The 14,454-nt window shown below is 33.2% G+C and carries 16 protein-coding genes; 3 read left to right on the forward strand and 13 right to left on the reverse strand.

Annotated features, from left to right (window positions below):
* Positions 1–10 precede the first annotated feature (10 nt).
* Both KFV12_RS08025 and KFV12_RS08030 read left to right on the forward strand, forming a co-directional pair.
* Positions 11–697, forward strand: coding sequence for an ABC transporter permease subunit (locus KFV12_RS08025; protein ID WP_254256538.1), 687 nt, complete (start codon positions 11–13; stop codon positions 695–697).
* Positions 697–1,593, forward strand: a complete 897-nt coding sequence (locus tag KFV12_RS08030) for an ABC transporter ATP-binding protein (RefSeq protein ID WP_254256539.1) — start codon at positions 697–699, stop codon at positions 1,591–1,593. Before KFV12_RS08025 ends, KFV12_RS08030 begins: the two co-directional genes overlap by 1 nt.
* A 76-nt stretch (positions 1,594–1,669) precedes the next feature.
* Here KFV12_RS08030 and KFV12_RS08035 read toward each other — a convergent pair whose 3' ends face one another.
* Positions 1,670–2,770, reverse strand: a complete 1,101-nt coding sequence (locus KFV12_RS08035) for a Glu/Leu/Phe/Val dehydrogenase dimerization domain-containing protein (RefSeq protein ID WP_254256540.1) — start codon at positions 2,768–2,770, stop codon at positions 1,670–1,672.
* A gap of 315 nt (positions 2,771–3,085) precedes the next feature.
* On the opposite strand from KFV12_RS08035, the gene KFV12_RS08040 reads away from it, so the two are divergent.
* On the forward strand, positions 3,086–3,337 hold the full coding sequence (locus tag KFV12_RS08040; protein WP_254256541.1) for a DUF2627 domain-containing protein: 252 nt from the start codon (positions 3,086–3,088) through the stop codon (positions 3,335–3,337).
* Positions 3,338–3,370: 33 nt separating this feature from the next.
* Here KFV12_RS08040 and KFV12_RS08045 read toward each other — a convergent pair whose 3' ends face one another.
* The 12 genes from KFV12_RS08045 to accC form a co-directional block, all read right to left on the reverse strand.
* The gene (locus tag KFV12_RS08045) at positions 3,371–4,105 is read right to left on the reverse strand and encodes a glycerophosphodiester phosphodiesterase family protein (RefSeq protein WP_254256542.1); all 735 of its coding nucleotides are present in this window, start codon (positions 4,103–4,105) and stop codon (positions 3,371–3,373) included.
* Entirely contained in the window at positions 4,098–4,790 is a 693-nt protein-coding gene (locus KFV12_RS08050; protein WP_239242751.1) for a response regulator, read from the reverse strand. Before KFV12_RS08050 ends, KFV12_RS08045 begins: the two co-directional genes overlap by 8 nt.
* 16 nt (positions 4,791–4,806) lie before the next feature.
* On the reverse strand, positions 4,807–6,474 hold the full coding sequence (recN, locus tag KFV12_RS08055) for a DNA repair protein RecN (RefSeq protein ID WP_111715135.1): 1,668 nt from the start codon (positions 6,472–6,474) through the stop codon (positions 4,807–4,809).
* Between the two features lie 14 nt (positions 6,475–6,488).
* Positions 6,489–6,941: a transcriptional regulator AhrC/ArgR gene (gene ahrC / locus KFV12_RS08060; protein WP_099578398.1), complete on the reverse strand. Its 453-nt coding sequence runs from the start codon at positions 6,939–6,941 to the stop codon at positions 6,489–6,491.
* Between the two features lie 96 nt (positions 6,942–7,037).
* On the reverse strand, positions 7,038–7,871 hold the full coding sequence (locus tag KFV12_RS08065) for a TlyA family RNA methyltransferase (protein ID WP_254256543.1): 834 nt from the start codon (positions 7,869–7,871) through the stop codon (positions 7,038–7,040).
* Positions 7,858–9,744 (reverse strand): 1-deoxy-D-xylulose-5-phosphate synthase, encoded by a 1,887-nt coding sequence (gene dxs, locus KFV12_RS08070; protein WP_254256544.1) that lies wholly within the window; start codon positions 9,742–9,744, stop codon positions 7,858–7,860. The genes KFV12_RS08065 and dxs overlap by 14 nt, the downstream gene beginning before the upstream one ends.
* A gap of 94 nt (positions 9,745–9,838) precedes the next feature.
* Complete coding sequence (locus KFV12_RS08075) at positions 9,839–10,699, reverse strand: polyprenyl synthetase family protein (protein WP_111715140.1); 861 nt, start codon at positions 10,697–10,699, stop codon at positions 9,839–9,841.
* On the reverse strand, positions 10,692–10,886 hold the full coding sequence (gene xseB, locus KFV12_RS08080) for an exodeoxyribonuclease VII small subunit (RefSeq protein WP_255724882.1): 195 nt from the start codon (positions 10,884–10,886) through the stop codon (positions 10,692–10,694). Before xseB ends, KFV12_RS08075 begins: the two co-directional genes overlap by 8 nt.
* Positions 10,887–10,901: 15 nt before the next feature.
* Complete coding sequence (gene xseA / locus KFV12_RS08085; RefSeq protein ID WP_111715143.1) at positions 10,902–12,227, reverse strand: exodeoxyribonuclease VII large subunit; 1,326 nt, start codon at positions 12,225–12,227, stop codon at positions 10,902–10,904.
* Positions 12,228–12,234: 7 nt separating this feature from the next.
* A complete protein-coding gene (gene nusB, locus KFV12_RS08090) occupies positions 12,235–12,627 on the reverse strand; it encodes a transcription antitermination factor NusB (protein WP_254256545.1) in 393 nt (130 codons plus the stop codon).
* Positions 12,628–12,671: 44 nt separating this feature from the next.
* Positions 12,672–13,019, reverse strand: coding sequence for an Asp23/Gls24 family envelope stress response protein (locus KFV12_RS08095; RefSeq protein ID WP_111715147.1), 348 nt, complete (start codon positions 13,017–13,019; stop codon positions 12,672–12,674).
* Positions 13,020–13,107: 88 nt separating this feature from the next.
* Positions 13,108–14,454, reverse strand: coding sequence for an acetyl-CoA carboxylase biotin carboxylase subunit (accC, locus tag KFV12_RS08100; RefSeq protein ID WP_099578411.1), 1,347 nt, complete (start codon positions 14,452–14,454; stop codon positions 13,108–13,110).

The following is a 14,454-nucleotide window of genomic DNA, read 5'->3' on the forward strand; positions in this document are numbered from 1 at the left end:
GGAGAATATTATGATTGCCATTGCATTGAAAGAATTTACTAATTTATTTAAAAGTATTAAGAGTATTATAGTAATTTCAATGATATTTAGTGCAGCAATAGGCATTGCAAAATTACTAAATATTTTCAAAGATCAATTAAAAGATATGGGATTAGGTGAAAATCCAAATAGTTCAGGTTTAATGTTAATCATATTTATTTTTGGACCTATCTTTGTATTTATACTAAGTCACAATATTATAAATGAAGAAATGAAAACACGTACTATAAGATTTTTAGTTACTAAAACCTCAAGAAACAAAATCATTCTTGGTAAATTTTTAGGGGTTATAGCATTTTGGTTTTCCATCCTACTTATAACAATCATTGCCCTTGCCTTTTATACTAAATCATTCTACTTTATTCATATGTTGCAATGTTTAACTTTTTTATCATATTTTATTGCACTTGCTTTATTGTTATCGGTATTAATCGACAACCCTATATTGTCAAACTTTATTGGACTTGCTTTATCAATCATTATTTCTGGTCTAGGTTTTTGGAGTATACTGTCTGATAAATTAATATTAAAAATATTTAGTTATATAACACCTTACTATTTCATAAGTCAAGGTGATGGAATGGTATTTTGTACTATCATACTTACTATAATTTTATTAATTACTTCTTTAATTATATTTAAAAGGAGAGATTTATAATGTACGCTCTAAAAACAAATAAACTAACAAAAATGTACAAAGATAAAGTTGTCGTTAATAATATAAATTTATCTGTACCCAGAGGTTCTATTTATGGATTTTTAGGTAAAAATGGTGCAGGCAAATCCACGTTTATTAATATGGTAACTGGTATTATTATCCCAACTAGTGGTGAATTTAATATGTATAGTCCTAAAGATAAAATTGGGGTCTTACCAGATTATTCTTCATTTTATGACAATTTAACTGCAATAGAACATTTGAATTATTTTTCTCACATACTTGGACATAAATTATCAAAAGAAGAAATGGTGAATATTCTTAATAATGTTGGACTAGAAAAATCTAATAAAATTAAAGTTAAAAATTATTCATTTGGTATGAAGAAAAAACTAGGAATAGCACAAGCACTGATTAATAATCCAGATATTATTTTCTTAGATGAACCAACTTCAGGCGTAGATCCTAACTCAATATTAAACATACATAATTTAATTCGAAAGTTATCTGAGGAAGGTAAAACAATTTTTTTAACTTCACATAATTTAGACGAAGTCGAAAAATTATGTGATACAATCGCGATAATGGATAACGGCAAAATTATTATCGAAGGAAATTTAGAAGAAGTAAAAATGAATTATCAAAATGTGATTGAAGTAACTTACAAAATTCAATCTAAAAATAATGATATCAATGAACTGATAAATAATAAATTAAAAAAATATGCTTCTAATATAAATTATAATAAAAACACTATTATTTTGGAAACCACAGATAATGAGAATATCGCAAAGATAAATGAAATATTAGTAAATCATAATATAAAAGTTTATGGTATTAATGTTTATGAACCAACATTGGAAGAAATTTTTATTAATACAGGTAGTAAAAATTAATATTTAAAATAACACTAAATATAATTTTCATAATGAATAAGCACCTACAAAATCATTTGTAGGTGCTCATCATTTTTTACCCTCTACGTCTAGAGATCAAAGAATGTTCATTTAAACTAAATGTACTACGTACACGCATCATTTGATCAATACGTTCTTCTGCTAAACGTTCAGCTGCTAAAGCTGTAGAAATGTTATCACGTTTCGCGATTTCAAATACTTTATCCATCTGATCATAGATTTCATTAACTTTCTTTGTTGCACGATCTTCGTTATAGCCATTTAATTCATCAGCTACATTAATTACCCCACCAGAATTCACGACAAAGTCAGGTGCATAGATGATGCCACGTTCCTGCAACATCGCTGCATGTTTTTCCATGTCTTTCAACTGGTTATTAGATGATCCACATACTGCTTTAACTTTCAATTGTGGAATTGTGTCATCATTAAGAATCGCACCTAATGCACATGGTGCAAAGATATCCGCTTCTACACCGTAAATTTCATCAGGCTTCACTGCTGTTGCACCAAAGTCATTTACTGCTCTATCAATTGATTCCTGGAAGATATCCGTAACGATTAATTTCGCACCTTCTTCATGTAAATATTTACATAAAGTATAAGATACATTTCCTACCCCTTGTACAGAAATTGTCTTACCTGCTAAACTATCATCACCGAATGCTTCTTTCGCCGTACGTTTCATCGCACGATATACCCCTAATGCTGTCATTGGACTAGGATTTCCACTAGATCCGTAGCTTTCTGATAATCCTACGACAAAGTCAGTTTCTTCATGCATAATATCCATATCAGTAACTGTTGTACCTACGTCTTCAGCTGTAATATAACGTCCGTTTAAACTTTGAATATAACGGCCTAATGCTCTAAATAAAGCTTCTGATTTATCTTTTTTTGGGTCCCCGATAACAACTGTTTTCGCGCCACCTAAATTAAGTCCTGCTGCTGCATTTTTATATGTCATTCCACGTGCTAAACGTAATGCATCTTCAATTGCTGCTTCTTCTGTTTCATATGGCCACATTCTGCATCCCCCAAGCGCAGGGCCAAGTGTTGAATCATGAATCGCGATAATCGCTTTTAATCCACTTGCATTATCCTGGCAGAATACAACTTGCTCATAGTCATATTGTTCTAAAGTCTTAAAAATCATTTTATTTCCCCTTTTCATAAAATAATTATTAGATTAACACTTCCTATTTTACATTAAATATTATGTTTATAAAACAAAAATATTCATTTTTAAATTTATTTCTGTATATTTTATTTCGATTTCCGATATATTATTATATTCTATTGAATATTTATGTACTTCAACAAACTAAAGCGCTTACAACATGCTATTTAAGCGTATTTTAGATTCTTTTATTTATTCATCATTTTTATCTATTATTATATTTATATAATAATTTATTTATTATTAATATTATGATGTTTTTTTGTTATAATGCTATTGGTAGGTGAATTTATGAAAAAGATGATCGCACTTCTTGTATTAGTTATTCCAATTTACTTTGCAGGTTTAGGTATCAAATGGATGAGAGATGCTGTTTTTGGTATTCTTGTCCCAGAACTCCATTTTATTTGGCTGCAATTTGTAATTGGATTTATCTTAATGGTACTTGGTGTTAGTTTTGTAGGCGGCTATATTCTGCATATCGAAAAGAAAAGTAAACGTGCACAAGAAAAATTTTATAAAAAACAAGAGAATCAATCCTAATAATGGATGATTCTCTTGTTTTTTATATTTTAATCAATGTTGTTTTAACAAATAATCATTTTTTAGTTTAACCGCTACTTCTACTTCATCTGTTATAATGGCATCGATTTCTTCTTCCAGCCAATACTGTATTTCTTTTGCGCGATTAACGGTATAAACACGGGCTGGTAAATTATATCGTACTACTTCTTGTCTTTTCGCGTCGTTCATATAACTTTTTCCGTAAGGATGCACTGATTTAATACCATGTGACTCCATATATATCCACGGCTCTCCTAGTTCTTTATTCGTAAGTAATGCTGTGTCATAGCTCGGATCAATCTTTTCTATGTACAATAAACTTTCAAGATTAAAGCTTGATATAATAATACGCTCTTTCATGTCATATTGACTTAATAGTTTAATGAGTGTTTCTTCAAGGACACCTTCCGTAACACATTTTATTTCAATATTTAACGTCATATCGGTTGTAATGATCCAGTCCATCACTTCTTTTAACGTCGGTACTTGTTCATCAGTTACTTTAAATAAACCATTCTTATTACGTGCAATTTTGATTTCATCTAATGTTAATTGATTGACACGACCTTTTTGATTGGTAGTACGATTTAAGGTTGGATCATGGATGACAATAATTTCATTATCGACAGTCATATGAATATCAAGCTCTATACCATCTGCACCATGTTCATAGGCCTTTTTAAAGCTTAGCATCGTATTTTCTGGATAAAGTGCTGCATACCCTCTATGTCCAATTATTTTAGTCATGATAATCCTCCATAAGGTAATCAATCAGTTCGCCACTCGTCGGTCGATTTAATTTGCCACGTTTGTTAAAGACTTCCTGTAAACCGTTATCCCATGCTCTTTCAATTGCATGTCGAATAGAACGTTCTACATTCGCGTTCTTTACATTGTTTCTCTCTGCAATCTTTGGATATAAATCAATTGTTAAATGTACTTTCTTTGCTCGTTCCTGCTCGCTTCTGGCAAATAATATTTCAATGGCATCCTGTATATATCGCGTACCTTTATGTTTTTCTTTAAATCCTAACTGTTCTAATTTATTTTGTCTGAGGACAGATTCATCAATATTACAGATCTGACAAATACGATTGACAAAATTATCAAAATTAATCGGCTTTAAAATGAAATAATCAGCTCCGGAATCCATTGCTTCTGACAGCACAGAATCTTTTCCAAACGCACTTAAACAAATAATTTTAAAAGGATGATTCGTTGGAATATGCTCTTTTAACAGCGTAATTCCATCGATATGAGGCAATATCAGGTCAAGTAACAGTAAATCAAATTCAATATCATTGATCATATTAAGGGCATCCTTACCGTTATGACACATTCCGACGACCTGCAAATTATGTTTTTCCAGATGTGTTTTTATTGTTACTGCGAGTTCTCGTGAATCTTCAATAATCGCAACTTTAAGTACCATACTTCTTCATCCTTTTTTACTTCTTATTTTGATTGATTAATTCAGCTGCATGTTCTAATGTGAGTGGTGTCACTTCAACACCTGAGATCATTCTAGCAACTTCTTTTATGCGTGATTCTCCATCGAGTTCAGTTACTCTTGTAGTCGTCCTGTCATCTTGTTCTTTTTTCTCGATATAAAGATGATGATCACTAATTGCAGCAACTTGTGGCAAATGTGAGATACAGATAACCTGTATATGTTGTGAAATATCATACATTTTCTCAGCCATTTTTTGAGCGACTTTCCCAGAAACACCTGTATCTACTTCGTCGAATAAAATTGCTGTCTTGCCTTTAGATTCTGCAAATATACTTTTTAAAGCAAGCATCATACGACTTAGTTCTCCACCGGATGCTATTTTCTCAAGTGGTTTCAATGGTTCACCTTTATTTGGGCTAATCATAAATTCTAAAGATTCAATACCAGTTGCAGTTGGTTCTGTCTTTGTAAATGCCATTTCAAAGTTTGCACTTTTCATCTCTAAATTATGAATTTCATCCAAAATTTCATTGCGCAGTGTTTGAGCTACTCTACGTCTTGCTTTGCTTAAATCATTACCTAGTGATAAAAGTTTTGACTTTGTCTGTTGTATTTCGTTCATCAATTGAGTAGTGGATTCTTCAATATTTTCAATCGTATTAATTTCTTTTTCTAACTCATCAATAAAAGGTATCAGTTCATTTAGAGGTTTTCCATACTTACGTTCCAGAAATTGTATTTCATTCATACGCGTCTCTAACTGATTAAGTTCATTCTCATCATATTCATTTTGAGTCATTGCATCATGTAATGCATGTTTCGCATCATCTAATATATAATATAGTCCTTCAGAGTCTTCTAATGTCTTACTAAACTTGTTCGGAATAATTTCATCCACTTCTTTAAGTGATGCATTAAATTCAAATAGTAAATCTAATATTTGATTCTCTTCGCTTAATAGATTGACTGATTTCGTTAAAGCATCATTAAGTTTCTCATAATTCTGCAGTCGATTAATTTCTTCTGTTAACGTTTCTTTTTCTGAGGCGATTAATTTCTTCTCACTTAATTCTTTATGCTGATATTTTATTAAATCTAACCGTTGTAACAATTCTTCATCTTTTTGCTGTAAGTTTTTCAGTTCATTCGTTTTCTCAACATATTGTTTAAAGGTTGTCTTGTACTCCGATAGTAACGTATCATAATTACCTTTTGCATAATCATCTAATAATGTCAGATGATATTTTGGTTTTAATAGTGTCTGTGTTTCGTGTTGGCCATGAATATCCAAAAGCTCCTGCATGATACTTTTTAATTCTGTTAATGTTACGGTCTGATTATTGATCTTACATATGCTTTTACCCGTCTTTAAAATTTCACGTTTAACCAACATAAAATCATCTAATGGAATATCTTTTTCAATGAGCATATCCTTTACACGAGGATTATGGTCTATATCAAATATACCTTCAACAATCGCCTTATTCTCACCATGACGCACTAAATTCTGACTTGCACGCATTCCGATAAGTTGTCCGATTGCATCGATAATGATTGATTTACCTGCACCAGTTTCTCCACTAAGTACTGTTAAACCATCTTTTAATTCAATTTCTAATGCTTCGATTATTGCAAACTGTTTAATAGATAACGACAAAAGCATATAAAATCCCCCAATTAAAGCATGTTAAAAATACGTTCAGTAATCACTTCTCCTGCTTTTTTATCTTTACAGATTAATAGACAAGTATCATCCCCACAAATCGTACCGATGACTTCTTCCCATTCTAACTGATCTAAAATAGCACCGATTGACTGTGCATTTCCAGGTAAAGTTTTTAAGATAAGTAAATTGTCAGCACTATCCAATTTAACAAATGAATCCATTAAATAGCGTCCTAATTTATCAAGTGGATGGTATTTTCTATCTCGAGGTAATGAGTAGATATATTGGCCACTAGGTGTGGGTACTTTAATTAATTGTAATTCTTTTATATCTCTAGAAATAGTTGCTTGTGTTACATTTAAATTATATTCATTTAATTTCTCAACAAGATCTTCCTGTGTTTCTATTTGTTGATTGGAGATGATCTCTCTGATTTTAATTTGTCGGATGGTTTTATTCGCCATACCTACGCCCCCTTGTTCCTGTATAATTATACAAATTATTTTAGCATACATACAATTTATTGTATACGAAAAAACCACCGAATTTCCCCCGGTGGTTTAATCATTTAATATGTTAAATGCTTGTTCCACAATCATTGCTGTTGATTGTGACTGATTTTTATCAAAGGTAACATCGTTAATAATTTTATCATTATCAGCAATAACTTGACCATGTAATAAATATTCAATATTTCCTTTTTGACCTGTAATTGGTGAAAAGGTAATACCATTGACTTGAATATTCAGTTTCTTACATAGCTGAATCATTTCATCTAATACCCGGATATGTTCATCTTTATCGTGAACAATTCCTTTATCAACAAATTCATATCTTGCTTCAAATTGAGGCTTAATGAGTGCAATAATTGTCGCTCCGGGTTCAACTATTTCAACAAGTTTATTGAGAATCATCGATAAAGAAATAAAACTTACGTCTATCGTAATAAAATTCGGTAAAGGATCAAACTGTACTTTCGTCACATATCTAAAATTTGTCTGTTCCATAACTGTAACTTTATCATGAATGCGTAAACGATAGTCTAATTGATTCGTACCGACATCCAAAGCATATGAATGACGCGCGCCATTTTGTAATGCACAGTCTGTAAATCCACCAGTTGAAGATCCGATATCAAGATGAATGACATCAATTAAATTTAAATCAAAATAGTCAATTGCTTTTTCAAGCTTATATCCACCACGACTTACATATTTTTTTCGGTTATCTTTCACGCGGATTTTTGCAGTTATAGGATTAATTTTCTCACCTGCAGTGTCAATGCGGATATTATCATTAAAAATGAGCCCTGCCATGACAGCACGCATAGCGGCATCTTTTGTTTCATAATAGTCATGTTCAACGAGCCAATCATCAATTCTAATTTTTTTCATATTTACGCTTCAGTGATTGTTTTATTTCATTGATAATATTCGCCTTTGAAATTCCGATATCTTTCAGCAATAATTCTACATCACCATGTTCTATATATTCATCGTCAATACCGATTCGTTTAATATCTATATACTGATGTTTATCATTGAAGTAATTGACGATTAATGATCCAAAACCACCACTCAACATTGACTCTTCAACTGTAATTATCGCTTTATCTTCCTGTGCAATCTTATCCAGATAGTCTGTATCTAGTGGTTTAATAAATCGAGCATTAACCACCTCAATAGTGATACCTTCTTTTAATAGTTCATCACGCACTTCTTCAATAAGTTGTAATGTCGGTCCGAAACCTAGTACTGCGACATCCTCACCATCATGAAGTGTTTCCCATTTACCATAGGGTACGGGTTGCAAATTATCATCAACCTCTACACCAATACCATTACCTCTTGGATAACGTATCGCAATAGGTCCTGAGTATTCATAAAATGCACTATGCAGCATATGACGTGCTTCATTCTCATCTTTTGGCATCATAATTGTAATATTTGGCATATGACTTAAGAATGGTATATCAAAGACACCTTGATGTGTTTCACCATCTGCACCAACAAGACCTGAACGGTCAATACCAAATACAACATGTAAGTTTTGACGATCAACGTCATGTAACATTTGATCATAAGCACGTTGTAAAAATGTTGAATAAATTGCAACATAAGGTTTCATGCCATTCGCAGCTAGTCCAGCCGCCATCGTCACTGCATGCTGTTCTGCAATACCAACGTCAAAGAATTGATCCGGTAATTCTGCCTGAAACCTCGTCAACTTACTTCCTACAGGCATCGCTGGCGTAATTGCAACAATATGTTTATCATTTTCTGCAAAACTTTGTACCGTGTCACTGAAGATTTGACTCCATGCGGGTGCTTTTGAGCTACCTTTTACCTGTTCACCAGTTTCTAGTTTATATGGTCCTAATCCATGCCAAGTCCCTATTTTATCGTTCTCAGCAGGTCGATAACCTTTACCTTTTTTAGTAATAACATGAACGATAACCGGACCATTAATACGTTTAGATGTCTCAAAAGCTTCTTTAAGATCATTAAAATTATGCCCATCTACCGGCCCGACATATTTAATGCCAAGTTCTTCAAAGAATACACCTGTAACAACAAGATATTTCAGACTATCTTTAATGCGATCAGCTGAATCTCTTAACTTATGACCACCCGGTAATTTACTCAAGAAACCATCAATATCAACTTTTGCTCGATTATAATTTTGATTTGTACGTAATCGACCGAACATATTGTGCATTGCACCAACATTTGGTGCTATACTCATCTCGTTGTCGTTTAAGACAATCGTCATATCTGTTTTATCATGGCCGATATGATTTAATGCTTCTAGTGCCATACCACCCGTTAAAGCTCCGTCACCGATAATCGGCACGACATCATAATCTTCACCTAGAATATCACGCGCTTTCGCCATTCCAATTGCTGCTGATAATGACGTTGAAGAATGACCTGCTTCCCATACATCATGTGGACTTTCATTTAGTTTTGGAAATCCACTTAAACCTTTGTATTGGCGTAAAGTATCAAATTTCTCTCCACGGCCAGTTAAAATTTTATGAATATATGCCTGATGCCCTACATCAAAGATAAGTTTATCCTGTGGACTGTTAAAACTTCTATGCATAGCGATTGTTAATTCTACAACACCTAAATTTGCCCCGATATGTCCCCCGGTAATTGCACATTTCTCTATAAGAAACTGACGAATATCGCTACTTAATTCAACTAACTCATCATCTGTTAAATTTTTAATAAACGATGGATCTTTTATTTTCGATACATCCATGAATTCCCACCTACATCTCTCTTACTTTAATATGTTTCCTATTATATCATTGTTTACGAATGCATGAAAAATAAAAAAAGCCCTGCAAAGGCTTTTATTTGTTTCTATTGACAATAAAATCAATTAATTCTATAAGCGGCGCTTTGTTTAAAGTAATATTGCCAACAATTTCTACCGTCTCATTATAGATTTCATTTAGTCTTTGTTTAGATACTTCTAGACCAATTAGAGAGACGTATGTGCTTTTTGCATTTTCTACATCACTTCCAACAGCTTTTCCGATTGACTCGAAATCACCTTCTACATCTAAAATATCATCTTTTATCTGAAACATTAATCCAATATTTCTTCCTACTTTATCTAGTGACGACAGAAGATCATCTTTTTGTTCCAGAATAATACCAGCAGCATAGATAGATGCGTGAATTAAATCTCCTGTTTTATGATGGTGAATGGTCTCTAAAGTCATCATATCAATTGATTTATTTTCGCTCTCCATATCAAGCATCTGTCCTGCGACCATACCTTTTGACCCGGCAGCATCTGATAATAACGTTAGCAGTTTTATTTTAGTTACGTCTGAATAATTGCTTGATATTATTTGATGGAAACTATCCGTTAATAATGCATCTCCTGCTAATATCGCAGTCGCCTCACCGTACACTTTATGATTTGTGAGCTTACCTCTACGATAATCATCATCATCCATTGCTGGAAGATCATCATGAATCAATGAATAAGTATGTATCATTTCAACCGCCAAGCCAAATGCTAATCCATCATTAGGATTACCACCTAGACTCTCAAGCGTAGTCATTAACAGTAACGGACGTACACGTTTACCACCCGCTTTAAGCGAATAGACTATCGAATCATTTAATTGTGAAGACACAGCTTTTTCTTGATAGAGTTTATCGATTGCATCATTAATCGTATCAATATATGCCTTATTCATTAGTATCTGCCTCTTGAAGCTTTGCAATTTTCTCCTCTGCTTCTTTCAGTTTATCCTGACATGCTTTAGATAATTTCACACCTGCTTCATAAAGTTCTATCGATTTTTCAAGAGACACATTTTCATTATCAAGTTGTTTAACTATCGTTTCTAATTCATTCATCATCGTTTCAAAATCTTTAGCCATGAAAGACACCCCTAGTTATTTCTTTTCAATTATTTCACTGATTAGCTTACCATCCTTGATTTCAACTTCTAACATATCACCAATGTTAACATCATCTACAGAACGCACAATCAAATCATTATGACGTGTAATACTATATCCTCGTAATAATGTTTCTGTTGGACTTAAGCTGCTAAGCAGTGCCAATCGAGATTGAAATGCTGTTTGTTTCATTGACATCATATATTGAATTGTTCTATTCATTTGAAGATGTTTATTCTCAATATCTTTTTGAAGTTGACTGACTTTATCCTGTAAAGTTTTAGGCGTAATAAATTGTGTCAATGTTGATGTACGATGCTTTTGTTGTTGCAGCATCGTATTCACCAGGTACTTCATATTATTCTGAATTTCATCGATTCGCTGAACCTTTTGTTCAACAAGCATATATGGATTCTTAAAAATATAATAATTCTCAAGCTGATTTAAGTGCTGCATTTGATGACGTAATATATTGTTCATTTTATGATTCATGAATTCACGTGCTTTATTAATCTGCGCATCTAATTCACGGACGTCTGGCGTTGCAAGAACGGCCGCTCCAGTAGGCGTTGGTGCACGTAAATCTGCTACAAAATCTGATAATGTTGTATCCGTTTCATGTCCTACTGCTGAGATGATTGGTGTGCGTGCATTATAGATGGCTTCAACAACAATGGATTCGTTAAAAGCCCATAAATCTTCGATTGATCCTCCACCACGTCCAAGAATAATTACATCAGCATCGATAGCATCTGCCTGTTCAATATTTTTTACGATATCTTCTTTAGCACCTGCACCTTGTACAAGTGTTGATATATACGTTACTTCTGCTAGAGGATATCGATTATTTAAAGTAGTACGTATATCCTGTACAGCCGCTCCTGTACTTGCTGTAAGAACTGCAATATGTTTCGGATATTTTGGTAAAGCCTGTTTATGTTCTCTATTAAAATATCCTTTTTCCTGAAACTCTTTTTTAAGTTGTTCAAATTTCTCATATAATAACCCAATACCATCAAGCGTCATCGTATTAACATACAATTGATAGTTGCCTCGTGCTTCATAGGATGAAACGCGACCGGTAATAAGTACACTATCTCCCTCTTTAGGAGTAAAAGATAATTTACTGGCATCACGACTAAACATCATACATTGAATAATGGCACCATTATCTTTTAATGCAAAATAATGATGTCCACTGGAATGACGCTTATAATTTGAAAGTTCACCTTTAATATAGACCTCCTGTAAATAAGGGTCTCTATCAAACTTTACTTTTATATATTTACTTAACGCACTTACCGTTAAATACTTTTCCATATCATCACTACGCTTTATTTTTTATTATTTCACTTAAAATACCGTTGATAAATTTATAGCTGTCATCATCACTATAAGTTTTCGCTAAATTTACCGCTTCATTGACAACTACTTTTTCAGGTGCATCAGTGTATAGCAATTCAAAAGTACTCATTCTTAATATGATACGATCTATCTTATTGATACGGTCAAGCGTCCATTGTTTAAGATGCGGTGATATTTTACCATCGATTTCTGTTTCCTGAGCTTTCACACCACGAACGATTGATTCACAAAATTCATCCTTTAGAGGCGGTTCAATAATAAATGCTGTTGCTTCTTCAATTGTAATATCATGTTCTTTTGTTTCTAATTGAAATAATATTTGTACTGCATGTTGTCTTGATTCTGTTCTTGACATATGTTTCTCCTTCAAAAATTTAGAGGATGCAAGCATCCTCTAAATTAATTTTCTTTAAATTTTACATTAATGATATGCACATTGATTTGTTTCGGACTAATCGCAGTCATATTACCTAATGCATTTTTTATAGATTGCTGTACTTGTGTTGCCGTCTTAGAAATTTTTGTACCATAGTCGAAAGCACAGTATGCATCGATAATGATATCTTCACCCTTAACTTCCACGTTAACACCTTTTTGATTTTTAACGCCTAATTTATCGAGAGATTTGTTCTTTTGAACAAGTGATACACCTTTGACTTCAGATACAGCGATTGATGCGATGACTTCAATTACACTCGGTGCAATTTCAACTGTACCTAAATTGCCTTTTTTATTTGTTTCAATCATTGATATATGCCTCCCATCTCATATTAATACTATAACATGTTTTAAGTATAATATTAAATGCAAAATAAAAAAACGCATAAGCGCTTTTTTATGAAAGTATTTCATTTTGTTCTAAAAACTTCGTACTATATTTATTAGATTTAAAAATATCATTTTCCATTAATGCAAGATGGAAAGGTATCGTCGTATCCACACCGGTTACAACAAATTCATCTAGTGCACGTTTCGCGCACTCAATCGCTTCAGCGCGTGTTGGTTGATGTACGATTAATTTGGCCACCATCGAATCATAAAAAGGTGGGATTTTATAGTTCGTATAACACGCTGAATCTATTCTTACACCGTACCCACCTGGCACAACATATTGTGTAATTTGACCTGGAGATGGCATAAAATTCTTATAAGGATTTTCTGCATTAATTCTAAGTTCAATGGCATGTCCTGACATCTTAACATCATCCTGTTGTATTGTGAGTCTTTCCCCTGCGGCAATTTTTATCTGCCATTTCACCAGATCAATGCCTGTCACCATTTCAGTAACTGGATGTTCAACCTGAATACGTGTATTCATTTCCATAAAATAAAATGCTTTCGTTGCTAGATCATAGATAAATTCAACTGTACCAGCACCTTCATAGTTTACAGCTTCAGCTGCACGCACTGCTGCCTGACCCATTGCCGTTCTTGTCGTGTCATCTAAAATCGGTGAAGGTGATTCTTCTACAAGTTTTTGCATACGACGCTGAATGGTACAATCTCGCTCTCCGAGATGTATTACATTACCGTATTGATCGGCTAATATTTGGATTTCAACATGACGAAATTCTTCAATAAATTTCTCTAAATATAACCCTGGATTACCGAAAGCTGTAGCAGCTTCTTGTTCAGTCATCATATAACCATTGCGGAGTTCTTCATCATTTCTTGCTACACGAATCCCTTTTCCACCGCCACCAGCAGTCGCTTTTAAGATAACCGGATAACCCATTTGATTCGCAAGTGTCAATGCATCTTCAACACTTTCTAATAATCCGTCACTGCCAGGAACAACCGGAACATCAGCTTTTATCATTTCTTTCTTGGCTACGTCTTTGATACCCATTTTAGAAATAGAATAGTGGCTCGGTCCAATAAATTTAATTTGACATGCTTCGCACATTTCTGCAAAATTTGCGTTCTCAGCTAAAAAACCATATCCAGGATGAATACCATCGCAACCTGTAGAGCTTGCGATCATTAAAATATTCGGAATATTTAAATACGAATCTTTCGATTGTTTCGGTCCGATACAATAAGCTTCATCAGCAATTTGAGTATGTAAGGCATCACGGTCTGCCTCTGAATAGACAGCTACTGACTGTATATTTAACTCTTTTAACGCACGAATGATTCTTACTGCTATCTCGCCACGATTTGCGACTAATACTTTCTTCAT

The sequence above is a fragment of the Macrococcus epidermidis genome (assembly GCF_024205965.1).
GTDB classification, from domain to species: Bacteria; Bacillota; Bacilli; order Staphylococcales; family Staphylococcaceae; genus Macrococcoides; species Macrococcoides epidermidis.

What these genes read in the sequence shown, in the direction of transcription:
- accC (WP_099578411.1), bottom strand. Translation starts at nt 14,454, where the DNA reads ATGAAGAAAGTATTAGTCGCAAATCGTGGCGAGATAGCAGTAAGAATC.
- ahrC (WP_099578398.1), bottom strand. Translation starts at nt 6,941, where the DNA reads ATGGCGAATAAAACCATCCGACAAATTAAAATCAGAGAGATCATCTCC.
- KFV12_RS08065 (WP_254256543.1), bottom strand. Translation starts at nt 7,871, where the DNA reads ATGAAAAAAATTAGAATTGATGATTGGCTCGTTGAACATGACTATTAT.
- KFV12_RS08025 (WP_254256538.1), top strand. Translation starts at nt 11, where the DNA reads ATGATTGCCATTGCATTGAAAGAATTTACTAATTTATTTAAAAGTATT.
- KFV12_RS08075 (WP_111715140.1), bottom strand. Translation starts at nt 10,699, where the DNA reads ATGAATAAGGCATATATTGATACGATTAATGATGCAATCGATAAACTC.
- KFV12_RS08095 (WP_111715147.1), bottom strand. Translation starts at nt 13,019, where the DNA reads ATGATTGAAACAAATAAAAAAGGCAATTTAGGTACAGTTGAAATTGCA.
- xseA (WP_111715143.1), bottom strand. Translation starts at nt 12,227, where the DNA reads ATGGAAAAGTATTTAACGGTAAGTGCGTTAAGTAAATATATAAAAGTA.
- recN (WP_111715135.1), bottom strand. Translation starts at nt 6,474, where the DNA reads ATGCTTTTGTCGTTATCTATTAAACAGTTTGCAATAATCGAAGCATTA.
- KFV12_RS08035 (WP_254256540.1), bottom strand. Translation starts at nt 2,770, where the DNA reads ATGATTTTTAAGACTTTAGAACAATATGACTATGAGCAAGTTGTATTC.
- nusB (WP_254256545.1), bottom strand. Translation starts at nt 12,627, where the DNA reads ATGTCAAGAACAGAATCAAGACAACATGCAGTACAAATATTATTTCAA.
- xseB (WP_255724882.1), bottom strand. Translation starts at nt 10,886, where the DNA reads ATGGCTAAAGATTTTGAAACGATGATGAATGAATTAGAAACGATAGTT.
- dxs (WP_254256544.1), bottom strand. Translation starts at nt 9,744, where the DNA reads ATGGATGTATCGAAAATAAAAGATCCATCGTTTATTAAAAATTTAACA.
- KFV12_RS08045 (WP_254256542.1), bottom strand. Translation starts at nt 4,105, where the DNA reads ATGACTAAAATAATTGGACATAGAGGGTATGCAGCACTTTATCCAGAA.
- KFV12_RS08040 (WP_254256541.1), top strand. Translation starts at nt 3,086, where the DNA reads ATGAAAAAGATGATCGCACTTCTTGTATTAGTTATTCCAATTTACTTT.
- KFV12_RS08030 (WP_254256539.1), top strand. Translation starts at nt 697, where the DNA reads ATGTACGCTCTAAAAACAAATAAACTAACAAAAATGTACAAAGATAAA.
- KFV12_RS08050 (WP_239242751.1), bottom strand. Translation starts at nt 4,790, where the DNA reads ATGGTACTTAAAGTTGCGATTATTGAAGATTCACGAGAACTCGCAGTA.